Origin of the sequence: Cryobacterium sp. M15 (assembly GCF_002929675.1) — a bacterium.
GTDB lineage: Bacteria > Actinomycetota > Actinomycetes > Actinomycetales > Microbacteriaceae > Cryobacterium > Cryobacterium lyxosi.
On sequence record NZ_PJJW01000041.1, the window covers coordinates 289,410 to 312,648 of the forward strand.

At 64.4% G+C, this 23,239-nt stretch carries 21 protein-coding genes and 1 tRNA gene; 5 read left to right on the top strand and 17 right to left on the bottom strand.

What is annotated here, in order from left to right; all coding sequences use genetic code 11:
• Positions 1-383 precede the first annotated feature (383 nt).
• Complete coding sequence (locus tag CXY83_RS16320; protein ID WP_158251912.1) at positions 384-2,309, top strand: right-handed parallel beta-helix repeat-containing protein; 1,926 nt, start codon at positions 384-386, stop codon at positions 2,307-2,309.
• Here the strand turns inward: CXY83_RS16320 and CXY83_RS16325 are convergent.
• From CXY83_RS16325 to CXY83_RS16360, 8 genes are all read right to left on the bottom strand, one after another.
• The gene (locus CXY83_RS16325; protein WP_104198359.1) at positions 2,287-3,528 is read right to left on the bottom strand and encodes a glycosyltransferase family 4 protein; all 1,242 of its coding nucleotides are present in this window, start codon (positions 3,526-3,528) and stop codon (positions 2,287-2,289) included. The genes CXY83_RS16320 and CXY83_RS16325 overlap by 23 nt on opposite strands.
• A complete protein-coding gene (locus CXY83_RS16330; protein WP_146069964.1) occupies positions 3,525-4,625 on the bottom strand; it encodes a polysaccharide pyruvyl transferase family protein in 1,101 nt (366 codons plus the stop codon). The genes CXY83_RS16325 and CXY83_RS16330 overlap by 4 nt, the downstream gene beginning before the upstream one ends.
• Positions 4,622-5,608, bottom strand: coding sequence for a glycosyltransferase (locus CXY83_RS16335; protein WP_198416528.1), 987 nt, complete (start codon positions 5,606-5,608; stop codon positions 4,622-4,624). The genes CXY83_RS16330 and CXY83_RS16335 overlap by 4 nt, the downstream gene beginning before the upstream one ends.
• A 71-nt stretch (positions 5,609-5,679) precedes the next feature.
• Positions 5,680-7,155 (bottom strand): polysaccharide biosynthesis tyrosine autokinase, encoded by a 1,476-nt coding sequence (locus tag CXY83_RS16340; RefSeq protein ID WP_158251913.1) that lies wholly within the window; start codon positions 7,153-7,155, stop codon positions 5,680-5,682.
• A 105-nt stretch (positions 7,156-7,260) separates the two neighbouring features.
• Positions 7,261-8,178 (bottom strand): alpha/beta hydrolase, encoded by a 918-nt coding sequence (locus CXY83_RS16345; RefSeq protein ID WP_104198362.1) that lies wholly within the window; start codon positions 8,176-8,178, stop codon positions 7,261-7,263.
• The gene (locus CXY83_RS16350; protein ID WP_104198363.1) at positions 8,175-9,221 is read right to left on the bottom strand and encodes an acyltransferase family protein; all 1,047 of its coding nucleotides are present in this window, start codon (positions 9,219-9,221) and stop codon (positions 8,175-8,177) included. The genes CXY83_RS16345 and CXY83_RS16350 overlap by 4 nt, the downstream gene beginning before the upstream one ends.
• 58 nt (positions 9,222-9,279) lie before the next feature.
• Positions 9,280-9,453, bottom strand: a complete 174-nt coding sequence (locus CXY83_RS17715; protein ID WP_158251914.1) for a hypothetical protein — start codon at positions 9,451-9,453, stop codon at positions 9,280-9,282.
• An 89-nt stretch (positions 9,454-9,542) separates the two neighbouring features.
• Positions 9,543-10,310, bottom strand: a complete 768-nt coding sequence (locus CXY83_RS16360; protein WP_104198365.1) for an HAD-IIB family hydrolase — start codon at positions 10,308-10,310, stop codon at positions 9,543-9,545.
• Between the two features lie 149 nt (positions 10,311-10,459).
• Here CXY83_RS16360 and CXY83_RS16365 point away from each other — a divergent pair, with 149 nt between their 5' ends.
• Positions 10,460-11,083, top strand: coding sequence for a flavin reductase family protein (locus CXY83_RS16365; protein WP_104198366.1), 624 nt, complete (start codon positions 10,460-10,462; stop codon positions 11,081-11,083).
• A gap of 123 nt (positions 11,084-11,206) precedes the next feature.
• On the opposite strand, the gene CXY83_RS16370 is transcribed toward CXY83_RS16365, so the two are convergent.
• Positions 11,207-13,420 carry an acyltransferase family protein gene (locus tag CXY83_RS16370; RefSeq protein ID WP_104198367.1) on the bottom strand — a complete coding sequence of 738 codons (2,214 nt, stop codon included), beginning with the start codon at positions 13,418-13,420 and terminating at the stop codon, positions 11,207-11,209.
• Between the two features lie 244 nt (positions 13,421-13,664).
• Here CXY83_RS16370 and CXY83_RS16375 point away from each other — a divergent pair, with 244 nt between their 5' ends.
• Together CXY83_RS16375 and CXY83_RS16380 are read left to right on the top strand one after the other, a co-directional pair.
• On the top strand, positions 13,665-14,021 hold the full coding sequence (locus CXY83_RS16375; RefSeq protein WP_104198368.1) for a zf-TFIIB domain-containing protein: 357 nt from the start codon (positions 13,665-13,667) through the stop codon (positions 14,019-14,021).
• 94 nt (positions 14,022-14,115) lie between these two features.
• Positions 14,116-14,589, top strand: a complete 474-nt coding sequence (locus tag CXY83_RS16380; RefSeq protein WP_104198369.1) for a hypothetical protein — start codon at positions 14,116-14,118, stop codon at positions 14,587-14,589.
• Between the two features lie 210 nt (positions 14,590-14,799).
• On the opposite strand, the gene CXY83_RS16385 is transcribed toward CXY83_RS16380, so the two are convergent.
• The 5 genes from CXY83_RS16385 to CXY83_RS16405 all read right to left on the bottom strand — a co-directional run bounded on the left by CXY83_RS16385 (position 14,800) and on the right by CXY83_RS16405 (position 19,696).
• Positions 14,800-16,110: a UDP-glucose/GDP-mannose dehydrogenase family protein gene (locus CXY83_RS16385; RefSeq protein ID WP_104198507.1), complete on the bottom strand. Its 1,311-nt coding sequence runs from the start codon at positions 16,108-16,110 to the stop codon at positions 14,800-14,802.
• 123 nt (positions 16,111-16,233) lie between these two features.
• Entirely contained in the window at positions 16,234-17,121 is an 888-nt protein-coding gene (locus CXY83_RS16390) for an aminodeoxychorismate lyase (RefSeq protein WP_104198370.1), read from the bottom strand.
• A 74-nt stretch (positions 17,122-17,195) separates the two neighbouring features.
• Positions 17,196-18,128, bottom strand: coding sequence for an anti-sigma factor (locus CXY83_RS16395; protein ID WP_104198371.1), 933 nt, complete (start codon positions 18,126-18,128; stop codon positions 17,196-17,198).
• The gene (locus tag CXY83_RS16400) at positions 18,125-18,721 is read right to left on the bottom strand and encodes a sigma-70 family RNA polymerase sigma factor (protein ID WP_104198372.1); all 597 of its coding nucleotides are present in this window, start codon (positions 18,719-18,721) and stop codon (positions 18,125-18,127) included. Before CXY83_RS16400 ends, CXY83_RS16395 begins: the two co-directional genes overlap by 4 nt.
• 345 nt (positions 18,722-19,066) lie before the next feature.
• Positions 19,067-19,696: a DNA-directed RNA polymerase subunit beta gene (locus CXY83_RS16405; RefSeq protein WP_104198373.1), complete on the bottom strand. Its 630-nt coding sequence runs from the start codon at positions 19,694-19,696 to the stop codon at positions 19,067-19,069.
• A 101-nt stretch (positions 19,697-19,797) separates the two neighbouring features.
• On the opposite strand from CXY83_RS16405, the gene CXY83_RS16410 reads away from it, so the two are divergent.
• Positions 19,798-19,870 (top strand) — tRNA-Lys (locus CXY83_RS16410).
• A gap of 116 nt (positions 19,871-19,986) precedes the next feature.
• Here the strand turns inward: CXY83_RS16410 and CXY83_RS16415 are convergent.
• From CXY83_RS16415 to CXY83_RS16425, 3 genes are all read right to left on the bottom strand, one after another.
• Complete coding sequence (locus CXY83_RS16415) at positions 19,987-20,505, bottom strand: pyridoxal 5'-phosphate synthase (protein WP_104198374.1); 519 nt, start codon at positions 20,503-20,505, stop codon at positions 19,987-19,989.
• Between the two features lie 90 nt (positions 20,506-20,595).
• Positions 20,596-21,843 (bottom strand): GAF domain-containing protein, encoded by a 1,248-nt coding sequence (locus CXY83_RS16420; RefSeq protein ID WP_104198375.1) that lies wholly within the window; start codon positions 21,841-21,843, stop codon positions 20,596-20,598.
• Positions 21,844-21,944: 101 nt separating this feature from the next.
• A complete protein-coding gene (locus CXY83_RS16425; protein ID WP_104198376.1) occupies positions 21,945-23,231 on the bottom strand; it encodes a DUF445 domain-containing protein in 1,287 nt (428 codons plus the stop codon).
• Positions 23,232-23,239: the final 8 nt, after the last annotated feature.

Consider the following 23,239-nt stretch of genomic DNA (forward strand, 5'->3'; position numbering starts at 1 on the left):
CTTTCTCAGGAATGACCGATGCCCGCTCACGGTGACCGCTTGGGGCCGCCCGAAAATCCAGCATCTTTCTACGAGACGTTACCCACAATGGGCAATAGCACTGATCAGGGCGAAATCCCCGAGGTCGTCTCAGTTTCTCGCTAGCGGTCGCTCGACTCGACCCTCACTTTCTCGCGCGCGTCCGCGCGCTGAAGAACCGCCGCATCGGCGTATTTTGCGCCCACAAACCCATTTACACACGGCTAACGCGCAGCAGTTCAGACGCTAATTGACGACGTGACCACAGAAGCGTTACCGCCACAAATCACGAAGATCATATGCGTCGGAACCCGTCGGGTTCACGGACGTAACCATCCCTCCTTGAACATTCGGAAGGTTTCATAATGTTGTTCCCTCGTGCCTCACGCCGTGCCACCATTGCGGCCGTCGTCATCGCCGCGATCGTGCCCCTCACCGCAATGATCCCCCTCGACGTCGCTTCAGCCTCCGCCGCCACTGCTCCCGCCGGCACCACGGTCGTCGATAGCAGCTCCGCGCAGGTGAAGTATTCCGGTACCTGGCTGACGACGGGCTCGCCGTCAGACAACGGCGGATCTATCAAGTATGCCTCGACCACGTCGAGCGCTTCACTCACCTTCACCGGTTCAACGGTGGCCTACGTCACGCGTATGACCAGCAGCTCCGGCACGAGTGAAATCGCCATCGACGGCAAGGTTGTCGCCACGGTCAACGGCTACTCCGCCTCAACCCGGTACCAGCAGAGCCTGTTCAGCACCTCAAACCTTTCTAGCGGAACGCACACCATCAAGGTCAGTCGCACCGGCCAGAAGGATGCCCGCTCCACCGGTACTAACAGCATCGTCGACGCCTTCGTCACCCTGGCGCCTACCGGGACGATGACTCCCGCACCGGCACCGGCACCGGCACCAGCACCGGCATCCGCGCCCGCTGCCACCGCTCCCGTGCAGGCTCCGGCCGGTTCGACCACCTTCGAGGGCGACTCCGCGTCGGTCACGTACAACGGCACCTGGCGCACCTCCGGCTCGACCAGCGACTCAGGCGGCGGAGTTCAGTTCACCACCACGGCGGGCAGCGCCTCGTTCACCTTCCAGGGCTCGAGCATCGCCTTCATCACACGCCTGACCAGCAGCTCGGGCACGAGCACCGTCGCGATCGACGGTACGAACGTCGCCACGGTCAACGGGTATTCTGCGACCACCGCCTACAAGCAGAACGCGTTCAGCACCACGAGCCTGTCGGCCGGTACGCACACCATCACCGTGACCCGAACCGGGCAGAAGGATGCCCGTTCGACCGGTACCAGCAGCATCGTCGACGCGTTCATCGTGTCGGCCGTGCCGAGCACTGCGCCGACTCCGGCTCCGATCAGCACCCCGCGCTACGCGGATTGCCCCGCCGCCACCGTCAATGTGGCGACGGCCAGGGAACTCATGACCGCCGTCTCCCAGGCCCAGCCCGGGACCGTAATCAAGATGGCCCCCGGCACCTACAACGAGCAGATCAACATGACCGCGAACGGAACCGCATCCAACCCGGTCTGGATCTGCGGACCGCGCAGCGCCGTGATCAACGTCGGCAGCATCCAGAACAACCACGGCATCCAGATCTCCAACTCCTCCAACCTCGTGATCGCCGGAATGACCGTCACCAACAGCCTCAAGGGAATCAGCGTCATCCGCAGCAGCAACGTCACCATTGCGGACACGCTCGTCGACAACATCGGCTACGAGGGCATCCACCTGCGTGCCTTCACCACCGACAGCAAAGTCGTCGGCAACACCATCAAAAACACCGGCAAGCGCGACCCGTTCTACGGTGAGGGTATCTACATCGGAACCTCAGACGCCAACTGGTGCGCCCAGACCAGCTGCCAGCCCGACAAGACCGACCGCACGCTGCTCATGGCCAACAACATCAGCCTGACCGGCGCCCAGCCGATCGAGGTCAAGGAAGGCACCTCCAACGGGATCATCCGCGACAACATCATCGATGGCGCTAACGCTATGCAGCGCGCCGAGGAATGGGTCAAAGTCAAGGGCAACGACTGGAGCGTTTACAACAACCAGGGCAAGAACAGCACCATGCACGGCTTCGCGGTCAACGGAAGCGTCACCGGCTGGGGCCTCCGCAATATCTTCTACGGCAACACCGCCCCGGTCGGCGCAGCCGGCTACGGCTTCTTCATCCACGAGCAGGGAACTAAGGGTACCAGCGGCACCAGGGTCTACTGCTCGAACACCGTTACGGCGGCGGGATCCGGATTCTCTAACCAGGCCTGTATCTCCTAGCAACACGGTCTGATCGTCGGTCGAGCGCAGCCTTCCAGCTGCGCTCGACCAGCGGAAAGACAGCGGCCGCCGAATAGGTAGTCTCGAAGGCGGATCTGGCCAGATCCGCCTTTTCTACGCGCCAGGCGGCATCCGTTATCGCGTGTCGTAGCGCTGCCTCGAGCGAGTTGGCGTCGCCGGGTTCCACGATCACCCCAGCACCGTTGGCGAGCACGGCCGGCACGCCGCCAACCCGCGTCGCCACCACACAGTTGCTGCGAGCCATGGCTTCGAGAATGAACATCGGCATCGCCTCATCGCGAGAGGGCAACACGGCGATCGCCGAACGCTCGAGCAACTTCATCAGTGCCTCGTGGCTGAGCGCCCCGACGAATTCGCCGCGCACCAGCGGTACGGCAGGCTGGTCAACGATGGGACCGGCAATCACCAGTTTCCACAGCGGATACTCGGGCGCGAGCCGCTGCCACGCCGCCACGAGCACGTCGACACCCTTGCGGACACTGACCGCACCGCCGAACACCACGAGCGGTTCGATGTCGCGGCGCACGCCGTCAGCGACGGCGTTCGGCACAAGCACAACCCGCTCCCCCGGTACGAATTCAGCGGCCGTGTCGCGCGATTCGGCCGACAGGGTCAGCACCACGTCGGCCGCGCGCAGGACGCTCCCCACCAGACCGGGCCGTTTTTCGGCGAAGTCGGTAAAAGAACTGCCGTGCAGCTGAGCGACCGTGCCAAACCCGCGCGCGTGCGCGAGGGCGAGCAGCGCTCCTTCACGCGCGAAGGACCCCCCCTGCGACAGGTGCGCGATCACGACGGTGCGCTCGGGCCGGGACAGACGCAACACTTTCCAGAAAGCGGACACCGCAAGCAAGGCCGCCCGCGCCCCGCCACTGCCGTCGCGCGAGCACACCAAACGCAGGTCGAAATCGGCAAAAGAATGTGCCAGATAGCCGTTGACGACCTGACTCATACCGCCGGCGACCTCACCACTGCGCCCAATGTGCACCGCTGTCAGTCGTTCAACCGGCGACGCCGGGACAATCGGGGCGACTTGGACAATCGGGACAATCGGGACAAGGGGGACAACTTGGACAGTCGGGACAAGGGGGACAACTTGGACAGTCGGAACGAGGGGCGGGCTTGGTGTGGTCGATGGCGGCACGATGGTGATCGGTTGTGTCTCGATCGGCTCGGTGTCACCCGCGTCGGCGAGGCTCACCGCGCGGTCTCGCTGGTCAGCACCCGATCCAGCAGACGGCGCACGTTGTGTAATTCGTCCTGCGCCTCGGCCAGGCCGGCCAGGATAGCCGTACGGCGGCCGAGCAGGTTCTGCAGCCGTTCAGTGATCTCGGCGGCGGTCAAACCCGCACTGACAATGCTCACGTCGTGTAGTCCGGCGGCGGCAAAATGCCGCGCAATCTTGTCTGACTTCGCGTCAACGAGGAGCGCGGCCGGAACCGCCCCCTCCGTGAGTGCGCCAACGAGCACGTGCAAACGATCGCTCACGGCAAGCGCGGCCCGCCGATAGAGCGCACGCAGACGCTGTTCCTGCTCGTCATGGCCGGTGCCATTCCAGCGCAGCGCCTCGCCTCCGAGATCGGCCGCGAGTTGACTGCACCTCGTATCATCGCGCAAGACCTGGGTGACACACCAGATCTGCAGGCCGTGTTCGGCAGCGACTGCGCGCACAGCGGAAAGCCAGGCGGCGCTCGGGTAGTCGAGGTCGGAGCGCATCGAGACGACGAGAAGGTCGCGGCACGCTATATCGACCGAATCGACACCACTGCCGCGACTAGCAAAGGCAAGGTCGGGCATGACATTGCCCCGCCCGAGATACCCGGCCGTTGCTGCATCCCGCCACAACGACAGGTTCGACAGCGCAATCGAGGGTCCCATCAGCGCACGCGGCAGCGGCGCGAAGTTTCGGCTGCCCACACCGACCCGGGCGACGCGGCCGTGTCGGGCACGAACAAGTGCAAGCACCGGCAGCATGGCGAGGTGCTCTTTCATGCCCACCAGGGTCAGTTGAATCTCGCCGGGTTTGAATACGTACGACGCTTGGCCGCGGGCCGCGCTGCGAAGCGCCGCCGCGTACCAGCGTCGAAACGAGCGATATTGCACGTCGCCCGGGGTGAGGCCGAGCCCCCTGGCATACCCGTCGGGTGCCTTGCCGACATAGACGTGCAGCGGACCACTCCCCCGTAACCAGTCGAGCAGTTGGCGACGCAGCAAAATGTCGCCGATGTTGTCATATTGCCCGCGGGCGGGGACAAAAATTTGGCGCAGCATCCGCTCGGCCGGAGCCCCCTGACTCATCGGTCGCTGGGCAGCGGGATGCGCACACCGGCGTCGATGGCACGACCGGCAGCGAAGCGGATGACGTCGGCCGTCAGGTCGGGCGAGTCAACGGCTCGAGCGACGCCCAGGTACTCGGCCAGCTCCGCGATCTGCATCTGGTGGTCATCAACGTGTTCGCCGCGGTGCTTGCGACGGGTCACGATCACAGGGAAAATACCCAGTTCGAGCAGCCCCATGAAGGTACCGACACCGGCGTGGGTGATGACGACGTCGGAGTTCACGGCAGCATCGACGAACTGCGCGGTCGGCATCATCTGGTGTACCCGGCCGGGGAGGTCGGTGCGGTCGGTCGTGAAACCGAGCTGCCAGATGGTGCGCTCATCGGCCAGGCCACTCGCGAGAACTGCGTCGACGAGGGAATCGAAACGGTACCCCTCGATGGTGCCGAGTGTGACGAACAGACTGGGCCGTTCCGGCGCGGGCCGGATCAACGAATGGTAGGTGGACAGCACGCTCGGGTGCGTCCGCCAGCGACTGGTAGCCCAGGCCGGATGCTGGGTGCGCACGCTGACCAGGTGGCTGGCGGCGAGCATGCGCCCGCTGAGCGATGGCCCCTCGACACGGGAGACGCTCTCGATGTACAGGCTCGGCACGCCACTGATTGCGGCCTGCGGCAGCGCCGCAACGGCGAGACCGGCGCCGGTACTCACGGCACCCTCGAAAGTTTCGTGCCTGAGCACCCGGCGCACGATGCTGGCCGCGCGCATCATGCCGAGGTAATCGCGGGGACGCACGTACGGCACGTGGATACGCCGCTGACCGGCCAGCAGCGACCGGCTCTGCACGGAATCAAAGGTGACCCAGAGCGAACTGGGCGAGGCACCGAGCCCCGGGGCCAGCCGCACCAGCTGGGCCAGGTGCCCGCCCGTGGAAGCGACGAGCAGGAGCTTTCGTTGCGGGGAGGGCGACGAATCGATCGGGTAAGACGAGTGCACGGACACTGAGTCTCCTTTCGGGTTTAGCTCTCGCAGAACTGCTTCGAACGCACGCCAAACGCAATGGAACGTTGGACCTACCAGGTGACGCGGGTGGGGCTGGCTGCTGTCGCAGCCTCGCTCTCGGACGGGGTCGAGCGACCCGAGTCGTTCGTGTCCGAGCCGGTTGCCGGGGTGACTCGGGGTGCCGGGCGGGAAGAGGCCACGAAGCTTCCGTCACGCACGAGCGCATCGGGACCACGGGTGGGAACCATGGCCAGCACGACGCCGAGGGGCGTTGTGCCGACAGCTTCGAGGGCGTCGAAGGCAGCCAGCAGTTCGGGCTCGCGTACCCGGTTGGCGCCGACGACCAGAATGGTGCCGCCGGTCCAGCGACTGAGCACGGCTGCGTCCGTGACCGCAAGCACCGGCGGGGCGTCGAGGAGCACATAGTCGTAGCTGCTGCTCAGCACATCGAGTACCGTACCCATGGCTGTCGATCCGAGCAATTCGCTCGGATTAGTGGGAATCTTGCCCGACGACAGCACTGTAAGCGGATGCTGCGCGCCCCACGATTGTAGAGATTCCTTGAGTTGCACGTCGCCGAGGAGCACGTCGGTCAGTCCGTGCTCGGCATCGAGGCCGAGGTAGTCGGCCAGCCGGGGCGTGCGCAGGTCGGCGTCGATGACGGCGACCGTTGCGCCGCTCTCGGCCAGCACGATGGCGAGATTCACGAGCGTGGTGGTCTTGCCTTCGCCCGAAACGGAGGAGGTCACGACGAGGCTGCGGCGGCCGGCGTCGGCATCGGCGAACTCGAGGTTGGTGCGCAGCACCCGAAATGCCTCGGCGCGGGCGGTGGACGCACCGTCTGGCGAGATGATCGGGTTGGCACGAGCTTCGAGCGGGATGCCTCCGAGCACGGGAACAACGGTCAGCCGCTCGATGTCGTCGCGGTTGTAGATGCGGCGGTCAAACAGGCCGAGGATGAAGGCGGTGATCAGTCCGACCAGCAGCCCGATGAGCAGTCCGACGGCGAGGTTGAGGTAGAGCTGAGGCACCGCGGGGTTGTCGGGGGCAACCGCCGGGTTGAGCACGCCAACTGTGACCGGGCTCGCACCGCCATCGGCGGGCTTTTCCAGCTGATTGATGACAACGTCGGTGAAACTCTTCGAGACGGCCTGCGCGAGCTGCTGCGCGGCATTTGCCGTGGGGGCGAGAGCTCTCAGTTCGATGACGGCCGAGCCGGGCTGGGATGTGGCCGTGACCCGCTCGGACAGGTTCACCGCGCTCTCGTCGAGACCGAGGCTCGCGATCACCGGGTCGAGCACGCGGGGGCTCGTGGCGACGTCGAGGTAGTACGGCAGCTTCTGCACGACGAAGTTATTGCCCTGTACAAGATCGCCGGGAGTTGACCCGTTTTGAATCTGCGCGGCGACGAAAACACGGGTGGAAGCCTGGTACTGCACGGGAGTGAGCAGGGCTGCGGCTGCTCCGCCAACCACGCCGAGCAGGATGAAAGCAACGATGAGAATCCATCGCTTTCGGAGTATTCGAACCAGCCGCTTCAGTTCCATGGGCGCTTCTTCCCGCATGATTGATGCGTCGTGCTTCGGGTGCACGACGACAAGTCCCTATGTTGGCATAAAAATCCTCACTTTTGGACCGCCGGTATTGAGGATTTAACCAGTTCGTCTTGTGGAGTTAACTAAATTATCGACCAGGAACTGACGAATGCTCGCTCGTGTGGCCTCGTCGAGGAGCTCCAATCCGTGTTTTTTACCGGGTTTCACGTCGAGGGTGACGGATACGCCCACCGCTTTGAGCGCTGACGCCATGGCCTTCCCCTGTTCAAGGGGAACCAGTTCCTTTTGTGAAATAGCGATATAAAACGGCGGGTCGGTCTTGTCGACGGCGTACAACGGTGACGCCGCGCGGGCATTGGCACAGTCAGCGAAATCAGAGCAGCCAAGGTATTGCAAAATGGAAGCGATCGCCGGTGTCGAAGGGTCGCCGAGCAGAAGCCCCTGCTCGGTGAGATCAACCGCCGGCGACATCGCCACGACCGCCGCAACCCGATCATCGCCGGCCAAGCTGCCGGAGCCATTGGTTCCGATCGAGGAAGCGATGATCGCACCGGCAGAGCTTCCGAACAGTCCGATGCGTTCGGGGTCGATGCCGAAGTGCGCGATCTGGGCTGGTTCCCGCAGCCAGGTGAGCGCTTCGGTGACATCGTTCACCTGTGCCGGGTAGGCAAATTTGGGCGCCAGGCGGTAGTCCACCGAAAAGGCGGCGATGCCGCCGTCGGCCAGCTCCGAGCAGAGCGCTTTCATGCCGCCGAAGTCTTTGCTACCGCTGTCGAAACCCCCGCCGTGAATGAGGACCATAGCCGCCCTGGGTGCTGTCTTACTCTTGGGCAGGCAGGCGTTCAGCAGCAGCTTCTGACCCAGAGCCGTGCCGTACTGCAGGTCGTTCTGCAGCACGACCGAGTCGCTATGCACGCGCGCATCCGGCCTGGTGGGGGCGGCGGCGCATCCGCTCAGCACAAGACCGACAGCGAGCAGCCCAACGGATGCCGCGAACGGACGGGATTTTTTCACAGCAGGTCACGGTTCAGAGGAGCCCGACGAGAGACTGACGTGGCCTGGCGTTTGCGGAACGGACTCACCCAGAGGAACGAGAACCGGCGCAGGAGCTTGGCGAGGTAGAGCGAGGCGACGAGCACGATGGCGGCGAGCAGGAACGGCAGGGCATTCCCGGCGCGTTCGAGCCAGGGGGCTTCTGCAAACGGTGCCAGAAGCGCGAGAGCGCTGGCCACGAGAAACAGGTGGACTAGATAAATTTGAAAGCTGTATTGGCCGAGCGTGCTCATAAATTTCAACCATCGCACTCGAACCAGCAGGGTGGCCAGGGTGACGCCCATCGCGACGGCGACCACGCTTTCGAGCAAAATCAGCCCCGGAACACGGGAGAGATGCAACGGCACGATCAGCACGGCGAGGCCGAGATATGCAGCGATAAGCACAGCCGCGTGCCAGACGCGCACGCGGGCGGCCAGGCGATAAATGACGTGGGGAAAGTAGACGGCGGTGATGAAGAAAATAAAATTAGCGGCGACACGGTCCCAGCCGACGTTGTCGAGGTCGAGCACTCCCGGCGTTGTCGCCAGCACTGCGACGACGCCCACGAGAAGGAGCTGCACCCTGATCGGCAGCTTCCGCAGAAGCCAGGCGAGCAGGGTGAAAATGGCCAGCGCCCAGATGAACCAGTAGCTGCTGGTGGGCCAAACCGGCAGCAGGACGATGTTGAGCAGGTCGGTCGGGGATCGCTCGGTGCCGCGCAGGTGCGGCACGACGAGGTAGAACGCTACCCGGATGACAGACCAGAGCAGGTACAAATACACGAGCACGAGCAAGCGCCGACGCCAGAGGTCTTTCAGGTTCCAAGTGAGCATACGCCGCGCGGTGAGTCCGGCGATGAAGAAGAACACCGGCATGGGAAAGAAGCCCAGCACGAGCCGCAACCGTGGCGTGCTGCCGGCCAGGCCGAGGTCATTGAGGAACAACGACGCGTGGTAGAGCACGACGAGAATAATCGCCGCGCCCTTGGCAAAGTTGATCCACTCGCGGTTCTCGGTCTGCATCTCTTTCACAAGCGAAATGTACACGAGAAAAACTCAGGATGATATCGCCGCTAGTTTTTTAGAGGCGGTAGTCTGCGAGCATATCGGTCTGCAAAGCCTGCTGCAGGGGCGCCAGCGCGCCTCTAGCGACGTTGGCGGTGGACTTCTTATCGGCGGATGTTCCAGTGCTGCTGGTGAGAGAGTGAAGGATCGGCTTGGCCGCGCATAACTCCTGCAATTTCACGGTGGCCACGACAAACACCCCGGAAGTATGCGGCTGCTACTGCTCTCGTCTTAAAATTGCAGGAGTTATGCGCAGGGGCAAGGGCAGGAGCCCAGCGGTCAGACGGCGACGTAGCGGGGAATCAGGTCCGTGAGCAGGGCCGCGGTATCGGGCCAGCCCTCGACGGCGATGCATTCGACGCCGAGAACCTTGACCGGGTAGTCATTGCCGTTCTCGTCGAGGCGGTCGCCGACGAACAGCATGTCCTCGAGGTCGACACCGGTCAGGGTGGCCAAGCGTTTCATTCCGTAGGCCTTGTCGATGCCCTGCCGGGTGATGTCGACGGAGGTCGACCCGCCCGAGCGCACCTCGAGGTCGGGCAACAGGGCCTGCACGGCGCTCCGAAGGACATTCTTCTTCTCACCGGCCGGGTCCCAGGCGATTTTGGAGGCGATCGGTGCCGCCTGGCCGAGCGCGGAGAAAGTGATCTGCGAGCCGCGATCTTCGAGAATGGGGCCCCAGATGTCGCTTTCCCAGAAGCCGAGGTCGCGAGCGGTCTGCTCAACGGCTTCGAGTGCGCGAGTTTTCTGGTCCTCACTGAGGTTCTCTGCGTACACCTGGCTCCAGCCCTGCGAATCACTGCGGTAGTACTGGGTGCCGCAGGTCGGCATGAGGTGCAGCCGGGCGAGTTTCTCCGGACTGATCTCGGGCAGATTGTCGATGATCTGCGCCTGAAATTGCCCGAACTGGCCGCCGGAGATGACGCAGACCTCGGTGACGCCGAGCAGCTTAACGAGAAGGTCGATCATGATCGGGTCGAGCGCGGACTTGGACGGCGCGAGCGTATCGTCGAGGTCGAAGGCCACCAGGCGGGGAAGAATAGGCATCAGGCCACTCTATCGGCGCGGGCAGCCGCAACTTTGTGCTTGGCGTATGGAGGGCGAATTCGGTTTGGTCGCGTCGGCGGATGCGCGCTCGGAGCGATAGCGGCTGCGCTGCTGGCCCGAAGAGCGACGCGAATTGTTAGTCTGAACCGGTGCGTACTGACTTTGACCCTGGGAATCTGCCGCGTCTCGATTTCTACCGCCTGTTGAACTCGCTCGTCGTGCCGCGTCCAATCGCATGGGTGTCGAGCCGGTCGGCGGCGGGTGTCGACAACCTCGCGCCACATTCATTCTTCACCGTGGCATCCGTTACGCCGGCCATCGTTCAGTTCACCTCGGTGGGCGTCAAGGACACCGTGCGCAATATTTTGGCGACCGGAGATTTCGTGGTGAATTTCACGCCGGAGTCGCTGTTCGAAGAGGTCAACGCGACCGGCACTGATTTTGGGCCGGCGGAGAGCGAATTCGACCGCGCCGGGCTCACCCGGGAGCCGAGTGTGACCGTGGCCTCCATGCGGGTGGCCGAGTCCCCGGCGGCGATCGAGTGCCGCCTGCATTCCACGCTGGAGCTGGGCGATTGCACGCTCGTGTTTGGCGAGGTCACGCACATCGCGGTGTCGTCGACGGTGCTGGACGGAGAGCATCCGCTTATCGAGAAGCTGCGCCCGTTGTCACGCCTCGGCCTCGACGAGTGGGGAACCATCGGCGAGGTCAAGGCGATCCGGCGGATTCGCGCGAGTGATTGGCCGCGCGAATTTCGGCCGAGAGAGCGCTGATCACTCCGCCCGAGCGGATGATCGCGCCCGGCAACTGGCCCCTGCGCCGGTTATCGGAGCTGGCACCCCACCGGGCGCGGCCACGGCCAGCGCCGCGGCAAGCGGATGCGCCGTTCGCGCCTTCTAGGCGGCCGGCGGAAAGAGTGCCTCGGCGAGCAGCGGACCGAGCTGGGCGCTCGCCTCACGCACGAAGTGCTGGCCGTCGAAGAACACCGGCGTGTCAGCGATAAAGGCCGGGCAATTGTCGTCGACGCAGAGCCACGGTACAACGTTCACGTACTGGGCGAAGTCACCGAATTGCTCGATCGCACCCTGCTCGCTGGCCACGACCTTCTGGTAGAGGCTCGACGGGCTGTAGGCGCAGTCGGCGGGGGCGCTCGTGAGGGTCTTGCACTCGGCGAACGGGGTGCTGGCCGGCGGCGGTGAGAGCACAGCGACACGGTCGGTCGACCCCTGCAACGCCGTGAGCGTGTCGGCGGTCGCGGTCTGCCACTCGGCAAGAGCTTCAGCGCCTTCGTTGCCGCTGGCGAGGCGCACGATGGATCCGGCCAGGCTCGACATGATGACGAGGTCGGGTGAGAGTCGGGCGACCTCGGCGTAGACCCAGGCGTGATGGTTGTCGCAGGTGGCGGCCGAGGCATCGGAGGCGTTCTTGGGCGCCACCGAAATGTTCACGCCCGGGCAGGAGAACATGGTCAGAGACCGCACGTTGTAGCCGAGCGGTTCGAGGGCGGAGCGAATGGCGGGCATGTAGCTGATCGCCATGGAATCGCCGAGCAGCACCGCAGTTTTGGCCGCCGCCGGGTCGCCGTAAATGCAGTCGGCGGCGTTCTTCTCGCTGACCGAGAGACAGTTGTCGTCGACCCATTCCGGGGCGCCGGAGTTGTCGCCGAGCGCGTCGAACGCCGGGGTGGTCTCGGGCCAGGCCGTTGCGGCAAGGGCCGCGGCGATGGTGGCCTGCCGGGTGGCCAGTAGGGTGGCTGATTCGGTGGTCGTCTCCACTCCCAGGTCAGCTCCCGCGCCGACCGAGGCTGGGTTCACGGACGGGCTGGACGGCGTGCCTCCCCGCAGTGCAATGAACGAAACCGAGACGAGAACGAGAGCAACAACCACGAGGGCACCGATCCAGGCCTGGACCGGGGTGATCCCGGTGCGGTTCTGGGGGATCGGACGGCGCATCTGTTCTCGCTTTCGGGTGACGGAGTTTTCGAGCCAGAGTGAGTGACGTATGGGGTTTTCAACGTAGTGAAAGGAGAACACCGAGAGGGCGACCATGAGCAGGGCGGCGAGCGGCAGGTAGAGCGGGGAATCGGTGGCCAGCACGGTGGCCAGCAAAATCACGACCGGAAAGTGCCACAGATAGAGGGAGTAGGAGATCTTGCCGACGTAGCGACTCACGGGGTTGGTCAGGGGGAACAACAGCTGCTGCTCGGACTGCCCGATGCCCGCGGCGATCACAAGAGCAGCTCCCGCAACGGGCAGCAGGCCCCAGGGCGCCGGAAACGGTGAATCGCGGCTGATCAGCACGAGGCTGGCGACGATGAGGGCAAGGCCGAGCCAGGCGATCGCAGGGCGCACCCGAAGAGGTAGCTTCGCTACGCCGGGCGCGGCGGCAGCCAGGAATGCGCCGATTCCGAGCTCCCAGGCGCGGGCTCCGGTCGAGAAGTAGGCGATGGCCGGGCTAGTCGAGGTTTCGAAAAAACTCCAGGCCAGAAAGGCGAGGGTGATGACGCCGATGGTTGCAGCGACGAGCGTGATGAGGGCCCGGGCGCTCAGCGTTCGACGGCCAGCGAGGGCGAAGATGACGATGAGCAGGAACGGCCAGACGAAGTAGAACTGTTCTTCTACCGCGAGCGACCAGTAGTGCTGCAGGGGGGAGACGGCGTTGGTGGCCTGCAAGTAGTCGGTGCCGACTGCGGCGAAGTGCCAATTGGCCACAAACAGTGCCGAATAGATTCCATCCCACAGGGTGCTGAGAGCCCGGGCGCTCGGAAGCAGCAGGAATCCGACCGCCACGGTGACGACCAGTACGAGCACTGAGACGGGCAGGATGCGCCGAATGCGCCGGCGGTAGAAATCGACCAGGGAGATGCGGCCGGTGCGTGCATGTTCCTTGAGCAGAAGGCTGGTGATCAGAAAGCCGGAGATCACGAAAAAGATGTCGACACCGACGAATCCGCCGGATGGCCAGCCGAGCAGATGGTCGAAAATGACCACGACCACGGCGACCGCGCGCAGGCCTTCGATGTCGCTGCGGAAGGTGCGGGTGGCGGATTTGCCGCCAGAGGGGCGGTCGGGTGCGCGCTCGCGTCGCCCCATGGTGGACTGAACGGACATGTATAGCCTCCGACTCGGGTTTCGGAACTGGTACGTGTTCGGCCCGGCCTTCGGGCACGCTCTGAGATTATGACGTAATCTCAGCTACCGAGGCAAACCCGCCGCCGTAGTTTTACTCAACCGCTAAGCGCTCTCGTGCTCTCGTGCTCTCGTGCTCTCGTGCTCCCCTGCTCCCCTAGGCTCTCAGCAACAGCCGGTGTTCACTGCTTAGGGTTGAAGACCGATGACGTCCTGGAGGACTCCTATGAAGTGCCCAACCGATTCCGCCACCCTCGTGATGAGCGAACGTAGCGGTGTAGAAATTGACTACTGCCCGGAATGCCGCGGAGTCTGGCTCGACCGCGGTGAGCTGGACAAGATCATTGATCGTGCTGAAAAAGAATTCGCAGCGATGGCGCCAGCGCCGGCTGCCAACGCGGCACCGGTGATTGTCGCTGTTCCCCCGCAGCAGCAGTATCCGGATGCTCGCACGCGGGCTCCACAGTATGGCGAGCGCGACAACGACCGCGACCGCGGGTATGACCGGGATCGTGATCGCGACCATCGGGATGGCTATCGCTCGAAGAAGAAGGAAAGCTGGCTCGGAGACCTTTTCGGCTAAACCATAAAGACTCGGAGTTAGTCATGACATGCAGTGATGTTCGAGCCAGTGCTCAACCACGTGCACACGGCCCGGTGACCGTGGTTGGCGCGGCATGACCCCAGCATTTGCGTTCACGCTTGCCGGGGTATCCGCTCTCATTCTTCTGGCGCGGCTAGTGGTGCCCCAACTCCCGCTGGCCAGGCTCGCGGTCAGACTGTCGGTAGTCGACACCGTTCTGCTCGTGTGCGGCGTTGTCGGTCTGGCTTTCCATTGTGCGGCCATGTTTTACCGGACCATTTTCGACGGGGTACCCCTTGGGCCCCTGGTGGAGATGGTCAACGCCATGAATGTTGCGAGCATCATGCTGTACGTCGTTCCGGCGGCGCTGGTTCTACTCGGCATGCGTAGGCAGAATTGGGTGTCTCTGGCGGTCCTGGCCCTGGCCTTGCTCTTCGTCGGAGTCACCATGTACGCGGGGAGCCCGCTCAACGTGCATCTTGGCGCCATCTTCGCCGCTGTCGTCGCTCTCGTGAGCCAGATTGCGCTCTTCGCCATACCGCCGTGGCGACGGGCCGCAAAACCGTAGCGGGCGCGAATAGCAGGGCTCCCGGCAGCGGCCATATGAGCGGCATCCGCTTGAGGGCCGCGAGGAGCACTCCCCGAAACCCCATTGGAATGAGCCTGGGCGGGGCGCCCCGCGGTCCGGGCGCAGAACCGCGATCGGCATCGTGGAGCGCCTGGGCCCACGTGCATAACGTGAGCCCAGAACGCATCACATCGAAGACGACACTTCAGGCTACGGGCGACCGAGGCCGTGGTAGGTCCAGCCGGCAGCACGCCAGGCCGCAGGGTCGAGGGCGTTGCGGCCGTCGATCACCGTCTTCGTTTTCACGAGCGAACCGGCCCACACCGGGTCAAGATGCCGAAACTCGGGCCACTCGGTGACGAGCACGACGGCGTCGGCTCCCTGCAGCGTGTCTTCGAGAGACTGGGAATACTGCAACTGCGGATGCCGCGCCCTCGAGTTATCGATGGCCTGCGGGTCGGTCGCCACGACGTCGGCCCCGAGGCCGCGCAACTGCACGGCCACGTCGAGCGCCGGTGAGTCTCGCACGTCGTCGGAGTGTGGCTTGAAACTCAGGCCGAGCACCGCAACCTTGGCGTTGTAGACGGAGTCGCCAAGCGCCCCAACGGTGAGATCGACCACACGTTGACGACGACGCAGGTTGATTTTGTCGATCTCCTTGAGGAAAGCCACGGACTCGCCGCGCCCCAACTCTTCGGCGCGCGCGGTGAAGGCGCGAATATCTTTCGGCAGGCAGCCGCCCCCGAAACCAACGCCGGCGCCCAAAAAGCGACGACCGATGCGTCCGTCGTAGCCGATGGCATCCGCCAGCTGCGTCACATCGGCGCCGGTGACCTCGGCGATCTCGGCCATGGCATTGATAAAGCTGATCTTGGTCGCGAGAAACGCGTTTGCGGCGACCTTGACGAGCTCGGCGGTGGCGTAGTCGGTTATGACGAGGGGGGTGCCGGCGGCAAGCGCCGTGGCGTAGATCTCGTTGAGTAGCTCCGTGGCGTGCTCGCCCCGTGAACCGGGGGCGACCCCGTAGACCAGCCGGTCAGGGCTGATGGTGTCCTGCACGGCGAATCCCTCGCGCAGAAACTCGGGGTTCCACGCCAGCGACGCGCCGCTACCGGCTTCGATGAGCTCGGCGAGTCGCGCGGCCGTTCCCACCGGCACCGTGCTCTTGCCCACGACGAGATCGCCGTCGGACAGGTGCGGAAGGAGCGATTCGATCGAGGCATCCACGTAGCGCAGGTCGGCACTGTAACCACCGGGTTTCTGCGGAGTACCCACGGCAATGAAGTGCACCTGCGAGCCAGCGGCATCCGCTATGTCGGTACTGAAACGCAGCCGGCCACTGTTCATAGCCGACGTGAGAACCTCGGGAAGTCCGGGTTCGAAGAAGGGGGGCTTGCCGATGGTAAGTTGGGCGATCTTTGCGGCGTCGACGTCGATTCCGACGACATCGTGCCCCAGCTCGGCCATGGCCGACGCGTGCACGGCGCCCAGGTAGCCACATCCAATGACAGAAATTCTCATGTATTCCTCTCGGTCATCCCAGAGCATACTGGGCGCGGCTCGTCGGCCCAATTCGAGGGTGACAACAAACGGATGCCGCATCTCTTCCTGCCATTCCCCCACCAGCGGACGCGGCGATCCCCGCTAAGACGTGCGTGCCAGCAGGTAGGCGTTCAGGGCATCCGTGAACGCCTGATCGGCCGGAAACGGGTCGCCGTCGAGGGCGACAACGGATACGGCCAGGCGCACGCTGGAGACGAGCCAGGCGGCATCCGCTTGGCGAAGTTCCTCGACGGTGACATCGCGATACTGTACCGCCACACCCTGCGCGCGCAGGTAGTCGAACATGCTCTGCTGCGTGGTGCCGTGCAGAATGGCGCCGCTCGGCGCGGGCGTGACGTACTCGCCGCCTAAGCGCAGCACGACGCTCGAGGTGGGGCCCTCCATGACGAAGCCGTCGGTGGTGAGAAAGATGGTGTCGTCGGCGCCGCGACGGCGCGCCTCGCGAATAGCCGCCATATTCACCGCATAGCTGAGCGTTTTCGCGCCCATCAGTAGCCAAGGGGCACGCTCGGCGACGCCACGCGGATAGCCGCGGTCGAGGGTGATTACGCGCACGCCGTTCGCCCGCACGATACTGAAGTCCGCCGCGGCGACCGCGTGCAGCCAGGCTGTCGGTGCCGGACCGTGCTCGACGCCGCGGCTGAGCACGAACCTGAGCGCGATTTCACCCCGCTGCGGAACGCGCGAGACCGCGTATGCGATCGCAGCGCGCCACTGCTGCACGTTCGGCATCGGCAGCTCGCAGATGCGGGCGGAGTTACGCAACCGGGTGATGTGCGGCTCAACCTCTTGCGGGTAGCCGTTGACGACGGCGAGGGTTTCGAAGATTCCGTCGCCGCGCTGGGTGCTGAGCTCCCCCACGCGCAGCGCCGGGGCGGACGAGTCCATTTCGTGGAACGTGAGGTCGAAGTCCTGCTGCAGGGAGTCAGCGGGCACGGGGTCGATCAAAAGAGTGAAGGGCAGTCTCATGTCCCGAGCCTACTTCGCCAAGCAGCCCCAGCACGCTCGGCATTCCGCACTCTGGTGAGCGGATGCCGAGCCAGCTAGCTCTGGAGGGCGACGATCGGGTCGCCGGTGGGCTGGTCCGAGCCACCGGTGGGTTCGACGGTGACGCCCACCTGATCACCAGTGTGCATCGTGCCATCGAGTACGCGCCAGACAGTGCCGTCGCCGCTGGAATCGAAGGTTCCCGCCGGGGTCGCAGCGCCATTGTTCATGTACCACAGCTGGTAGTCCTGGTCACCGGGCAGCGCGGGCAGGTTATCGACCAACAGCGCGGAGATTCCGAGCGTGGTAGACCAGACCAGAGTGACTTCCTGACCGTCAACGGTGGTGGTCGCAGCGCGCTGAGAGTCATTGGCCGCGTTGATCTGCGCGAGACTGGCCGCCTGCTGCGACTCGAACTGGTTGCTGTTGAGCGACTGGCCGAGGGATATTCCACCGACGAACAGGGCGACCGCAGCCGCGATGGCCAGAATGAACTGCGCCGGACGCTTGAACCAGCGCGTTTGGGCCCGCTCGATCGCCGTCGATGGGCGCGGCGTGCTGGCAGTGTCGCCAAAATGGATGTCAGGGCTCGGTCGCGGTGCGCCGGTGGTCGCAGCACCAGCTGAGGCAGCACCTTCGGTCCCCGGGGTCGCCGTCCCGGCCGGCGGACCGGCGGGAGTTGCTCCCGGATCGGCGGCGGCAGCGTCCATTGCGGCCTGACTCGTGGCTCGCGATGCGGGCAGCGGTGGAAGCTGCGGCGTTGACGAGAGCATTGCCATGAGGTTGGCCTTGACGGCGGCGGAGGGCTGCACGGGTGCCACGGCGAGGCCGAGGGCCACAGCGATGTCCTTTAGCTCAGCAGCCTCGATGCGCGCCTCCTCGGATTCGGCGAGATGCGCTTCGAAGATAGCCATGTCGTCGGCGTCGAGGGCGTGCAGGGCGTAAGCGCCGGCAAGATCGGCGGGGTGCTGCTCATTATGGCGGCTCATGATGCCACGCCCAATTCGTCGCGCAGGCGGATCAGCCCGTCGCGAAGCCGTGTTTTCACGGTGCCCAAAGGTATCTGGAGCATATCGGCGACCTCGCTGTGACTGAGCCCGCCGTAGTACGCGAGGCTGACAGCCTGACGCTGCAGCTGTGTCAATCGGGTCATCGCCCTTTCCACCCTCTCATGTTCGATTCGTACTTCAACGGTTTCGGCTACGTGATCGTAGGCAACGGCCAGGTCACGGATTCCAATTTTGGTATCGCGGTCACGTCCGGCCTGGGACGAGCGGATTCGATCAACCGCTCGGCGGTGTGCCATGGTGAGAATCCAGGTGCTCGCACCTCCACGCGTTGATTCATACCGTGCGGCCGACTGCCAGATCTCCAGAAAAATCTCCTGAGTCACTTCTTCCGACTGCGCGTGGTCGACCAGCAGACGTTTGACCAGGCCCAGCACCCGCGGAGCAATCTGGTCATATAGTTCTCCGAAGGCCGATTGATCGCCCCGGGCTACTTGAACAAGCAGCTCCTCCTTGCTGGCAGGGGCTGGCGGCGCGAGGTCTCCGGCGGAATCAACAGTCATAAGACCTAGCATGTCAGGTCTCGTCCCGTTCCATGACTAGGGTTCGGTACGAAGTTGCTAACGGATTGGTCTATCTGACAAGTACTCAGCGAAACAGAATGCTCGCAGCCGGGCCCGCGCGTCGCCCACCGGGTAGAGGAGATTAAGAAGGTCGGGCCGCAGAGCACCTCTCGGCGCGAGGCCGCTCGAAGCGGCGAATAATGGAACCCGGGATTACTGCGGCCCGACCAGATTCCAGTGTATTCGAACGAAGCGGTCGGCGTCGAATGTTCGCCGCGGGCGCACACGGAAAATGCCATCGCCGTGGCAACGCCCGCCCGGCCCACCTGATGAAGCCCGGGCCCAGGCCGTGCGGGACTACTCGAGCACGTCGCGGCGCCAGAGGCGCGCACAGGCCGCGAATTCGGCGGCGGTCGTGGAGAAGCGCAGCGCGCGGGTGGTCAGCTCCGAGGAACGGTGCGGTTCGGTCAGCTCGAGATCGTCGGCGATGCTCGTGGCCCCGACCGCCGTGACTCGGCAATACGCGGCCCCGCGATCCAGCGCCACCGCGAAGTCCCCGGTGAATAGTCCGCGCAGAATCTCGTCCGCGAGGGTCATGATCTCGGCAGGACCGGTGGGCAGGGCAGCGCCCGCGACCAGCGGATCGATCGTGGCGACAGCATCCGTTCCTCGTTGGTAGAGGTAGGCACAGCCTTCGGGGTCCTGCCGAATCAGCATGCGGATGAGGTAGATACGCCAGAGCGCGCCCGGCAGGCTGCGCGGAGCGGCCCGCGACCATAGCTCGGCGACCGCGTCGATGCCATTTTCGTCGGTGTAGGCGACGAGGCGCTCGACCGTCTCGGGGTCGGGGTCGCTGCGCACGCGATTGAGCAGGGCCTGCGCGGTCTCGTGGGCGACCCGGCTGATAGCGGCGGGATCGTCACCACCCTGGAAGGCTTCGAATTTGTTTGCGGAGAACAGAGTGGGCTTGTGGAAGTTGTCGGCCATGGCGGTTCTCCTCGTTTCAGTGCGTAATCGGGTGGTGTTTTTGTCGCCCTTGACGCTACCGAGAAAAGCTGAGTGTGAATCCACGGTAGATTAGAGCCTACGGGCCTCTAGCTCAGTTGGTAGAGCAAAGGACTTTTAATCCTTGGGTCGTCGGTTCGAGCCCGACGGGGCCCACAATAATCGCGCAGGTTGCGCAGAAGATGCGCACCGAATCCCTCAGATTCTGTGCGCATCTTCGTTAACCACCACGATCACGCCTGGTCGGGCGAACGGATGTCGTGAGCCCGGATCTACAGCACGTACCGGTGGCGAATGTGGTGGCGATCACTGCTCGCCTGCCAAAACTCCGCTTCCGCGGGACGCAGGGCAAAAAGCTGCCAATCGGGGTTGTCACGGCCGTCGGCGCCGGGACGCTCATCCCAGTCGCGAGCGGATGCCTCGGCCGAAAGCAGGGTGACCGCGCCACTGACACGCACCTGGCGACCAAATTTCGCCCAGTAGAAATTCATGGCGGCTTGCGGGTTTGCGGTAAGTTCCCGGCCTTTGCGGGAACCTACCGTGCTGGCAAAGTGCCAGGCTCCCTCCTCGATGTTCTTCAGAATCATCATGCGCGAGGATACCTGACCGGTTGTGGTGGTCGTCGCGAGACTGAAAGCGTGCGGCTGCGATACCCCATCCGCGAGCGCCGCTTCGAGCCACTCGAGGAACAGGTCAACGGAATCGGCCGGTGCAGTGGCTGGATCAAATTTCGGGAGATCGTTCGGAAAATCCGGGAGGGCCCGGAGGCGTTGACTGAAGGATTCGCTCACGCCGCGAGCTTACTCGCAGCTGACAAAAATGACTGGTAGAGCGCTGCGAGTGATCTACCGGGCTGGCACCGCCTCGAGCACCACCACCGATTACGCCGGAGGGTATGCGGGACCCCCGCTCGGCGGTATCCGCAACTCGCGCTGCACCAGCAGCGCAAGTTCGCGCAACAGCACCAGGTCAACCTCGGCGAGCGAACGCGGGGCCGGATCGAAGACGCACAGCGATCCGATGCGCTCCCCCGACGACGATTCGATCGGAAATCCGGCATAGAAGCGAATGAGCGAATCACCGAGCACGAGCGGGTTCTGGCTGAACCGCTGGTCCTTTTGGGCGTCTTCCACCACGAAGGGTCCGTCTCCGGCAATCGTGTAGGCACAGAGCGAGTCAGCGCGCGGAATCTCTGGTGCGGCCACTCCGACCCTCGCCTTGTGCCACTGCCGATCGTGGTCGATGACGCTGATGACCGCCGACTCGGTTTCGAACAGTCGCTGTGCCAGAGCGACAAGTTCATCGAACCGGGCCTCCGGCGGGGTGTCGACAATACCGAGGCTATCGACGGCCGCCTGCCGGGTGCGTTCCGCACTGGCAGCATCCGCTAGTCGTTGACCGACGTGTTCCTCATTGATGCCGAGGCGTGCCGCGTCGAGGGTGTCGGCCATGGCACCGGCCAGCAGCAGGGCCCAGTCCCGGTAGTCGACTGGGCTTCGATGGCGGTCGGGCGTGAGCGTGGCGCCGGGTGAAAAGGGCAGAAAGGTGGTGCGCGGTGCCTCAGCAGCCAGCTGCGCGCTGACCCGGTTGAGGTCTGCTGCGGAATGATCGGCGATGAATCCGAGCGGGAGGTTGAAGATCTCGATGCTCCGAATCGGTGCGATCCCAAGAATGTAGAAGTGGGTACTCTGCGAGGCCTCTCGTTGGAGCACCGTGAGTAGTTTTCCGAGTCGGGTGCGCCATTCGCGACGACTCGTCAGTGTCAAAGCCTCATTGACGCCAATTGTCAGCACGACGGCGTCGAAGCGGCTGAGCCTTTGCACGTTCAGCGCGGGGAGCGCGTTCGCCGCTGTCATGGTGCGACTGGCTACGAGGTCGATGTCTACTCCGCGGCCGGTGAGCGCCGACAGCTCCCGGGCAAGCGATCCGGGCAGCGCGAGTTGGTGGCTGAGCACACCCCAACCGACGGCCGGTCCGCAGCCCAGAATGAGCACCCGATCGCTGTCGATTCCGGGAGCATGCGCCTGCGGGACATCGCTGGGCCGGGGCAGGTGGCGATCTTGACGCTCGGCGACTGCCGCCCACACGCGCATCAGCGGCCGGACGGCCCACCTGGTCAGGTCGTGCATTTGGCGCCTTTCGGGAATAGCAGAAAGGATTATTCTGCCCCGAATGGGGGGAAGCCCAAATACCCCGAGGGTAATTTTCAGCTACTTCTCGGGCTACCAGCTCAAAACAGCGCGGCCACCGCGTGCGCGAACGTGAAAATGGCCAGGCCGGCGAGAGCGCCGACCACGGTCCCATTGATGCGAATGAACTGCAGATCGCGGCCCACCTGCAGTTCGATCTTCTCGGCCGTTTCTCGGGCCGGCCAGCGCTCCACGGTTTCGGTGATCACCCCGGCGATCTCGTGGCGATAAGCGGAGATGACATGACTGGCGGTATCGGCGAGCCAGCGGTCGATGCGGGAGCCGAGCGCGGCATCCGCTGTGAGGCGGTTACCGATATCCTGCAGAGTCGAGCGGATGCCCACCAGCAGCGCGCTCGTCGGGTCGTCGAGCGCCTGCGTGAGGGAGGCCTTGATGGCTTGCCAGGTGTCGCCGGCAAATTCGCGCAGCTTGGCATTGTCGAGAACCTCGGCCTTGAGGTTTTCGACGCGGTTGATCATGGCCGACTCATATTGCAGGTCATGCATGACCTCGTCCAGGTAGCCATCCAATGCCTTCCGCACCGGATGCTGCCGGTCTTGGCGGGCGGACGCCACAAAAGCTAATACTTCACGGTAGGCCTTGTCGTCGACGAGCTTGTCGACGAATCCGGGCAGCCAGGTGGGCAATCGCTGCGACACGACGCGACCGAACGCTTCGGGGTGGTCGCGCAGCCAGCCGTCGGCGCGGTCGAGCAGCAGGTCGACGGCCGCGTGCTGCTGCCCGCTCGTGACCAGCCGTTCCCCCACCCGGCCGAGGCTCGGGCCCCACTCTGGTTGGATCAGGTGTTCGCGCGCGACGGATTCGATGAGGTTCTTGATGGCGTTGTCGCCGAGCAGGTTGAGTACGCCCTGGCCGGCGATAGCGAGCTCGTCGGTGAGCCTTGCAGCGTTCTTGTCGTCGCTGAGCCAGGCGCCGATGCGGCGGGCTGGTCCTACCGATTCGAGTTTGCCGCGGATGACGGCCTCGGAGAGAAAATTAGTCTCGACGAACTCGCCGAGGCTCGCGCCGATCTCGTCCTTGCGGTTGGCGATGATGTTGGTATGCGGAATACGCAGGCCCATCGGGTAGCGAAACAGGGCGGTCACGGCGAACCAGTCGGCGATGGCGCCGACCATGCCGCCCTCGGCGGCGGCGCGCACGTATTCGAGCCAAGGGTAGCGCTCTTGCAGGGCGAACGAGACGGTGAAGATGATGGCCATGAGGGCGAGCAGGCCGGCCGCGAGTCGCTTCATACGGGTGAGCGCGGTGCGACGGGCGGTGTCGTTCGGGGATTCGGCGGGGGGTGCCGTATATATGCTCTGCGCCATGACGTAAG

What these genes read in the sequence shown, in the direction of transcription:
- CXY83_RS16320 (WP_158251912.1), top strand. Translation starts at nt 384, where the DNA reads ATGTTGTTCCCTCGTGCCTCACGCCGTGCCACCATTGCGGCCGTCGTC.
- CXY83_RS16330 (WP_146069964.1), bottom strand. Translation starts at nt 4,625, where the DNA reads ATGAGTCAGGGGGCTCCGGCCGAGCGGATGCTGCGCCAAATTTTTGTC.
- CXY83_RS16340 (WP_158251913.1), bottom strand. Translation starts at nt 7,155, where the DNA reads ATGGAACTGAAGCGGCTGGTTCGAATACTCCGAAAGCGATGGATTCTC.
- CXY83_RS16350 (WP_104198363.1), bottom strand. Translation starts at nt 9,221, where the DNA reads ATGCAGACCGAGAACCGCGAGTGGATCAACTTTGCCAAGGGCGCGGCG.
- CXY83_RS16360 (WP_104198365.1), bottom strand. Translation starts at nt 10,310, where the DNA reads ATGCCTATTCTTCCCCGCCTGGTGGCCTTCGACCTCGACGATACGCTC.
- CXY83_RS16370 (WP_104198367.1), bottom strand. Translation starts at nt 13,420, where the DNA reads ATGTCCGTTCAGTCCACCATGGGGCGACGCGAGCGCGCACCCGACCGC.
- CXY83_RS16375 (WP_104198368.1), top strand. Translation starts at nt 13,665, where the DNA reads ATGAAGTGCCCAACCGATTCCGCCACCCTCGTGATGAGCGAACGTAGC.
- CXY83_RS16380 (WP_104198369.1), top strand. Translation starts at nt 14,116, where the DNA reads ATGACCCCAGCATTTGCGTTCACGCTTGCCGGGGTATCCGCTCTCATT.
- CXY83_RS16385 (WP_104198507.1), bottom strand. Translation starts at nt 16,110, where the DNA reads ATGAGAATTTCTGTCATTGGATGTGGCTACCTGGGCGCCGTGCACGCG.
- CXY83_RS16390 (WP_104198370.1), bottom strand. Translation starts at nt 17,121, where the DNA reads ATGAGACTGCCCTTCACTCTTTTGATCGACCCCGTGCCCGCTGACTCC.
- CXY83_RS16395 (WP_104198371.1), bottom strand. Translation starts at nt 18,128, where the DNA reads ATGAGCCGCCATAATGAGCAGCACCCCGCCGATCTTGCCGGCGCTTAC.
- CXY83_RS16400 (WP_104198372.1), bottom strand. Translation starts at nt 18,721, where the DNA reads ATGCTAGGTCTTATGACTGTTGATTCCGCCGGAGACCTCGCGCCGCCA.
- CXY83_RS16405 (WP_104198373.1), bottom strand. Translation starts at nt 19,696, where the DNA reads ATGGCCGACAACTTCCACAAGCCCACTCTGTTCTCCGCAAACAAATTC.
- CXY83_RS16420 (WP_104198375.1), bottom strand. Translation starts at nt 21,843, where the DNA reads ATGCACGACCTGACCAGGTGGGCCGTCCGGCCGCTGATGCGCGTGTGG.
- CXY83_RS16425 (WP_104198376.1), bottom strand. Translation starts at nt 23,231, where the DNA reads ATGGCGCAGAGCATATATACGGCACCCCCCGCCGAATCCCCGAACGAC.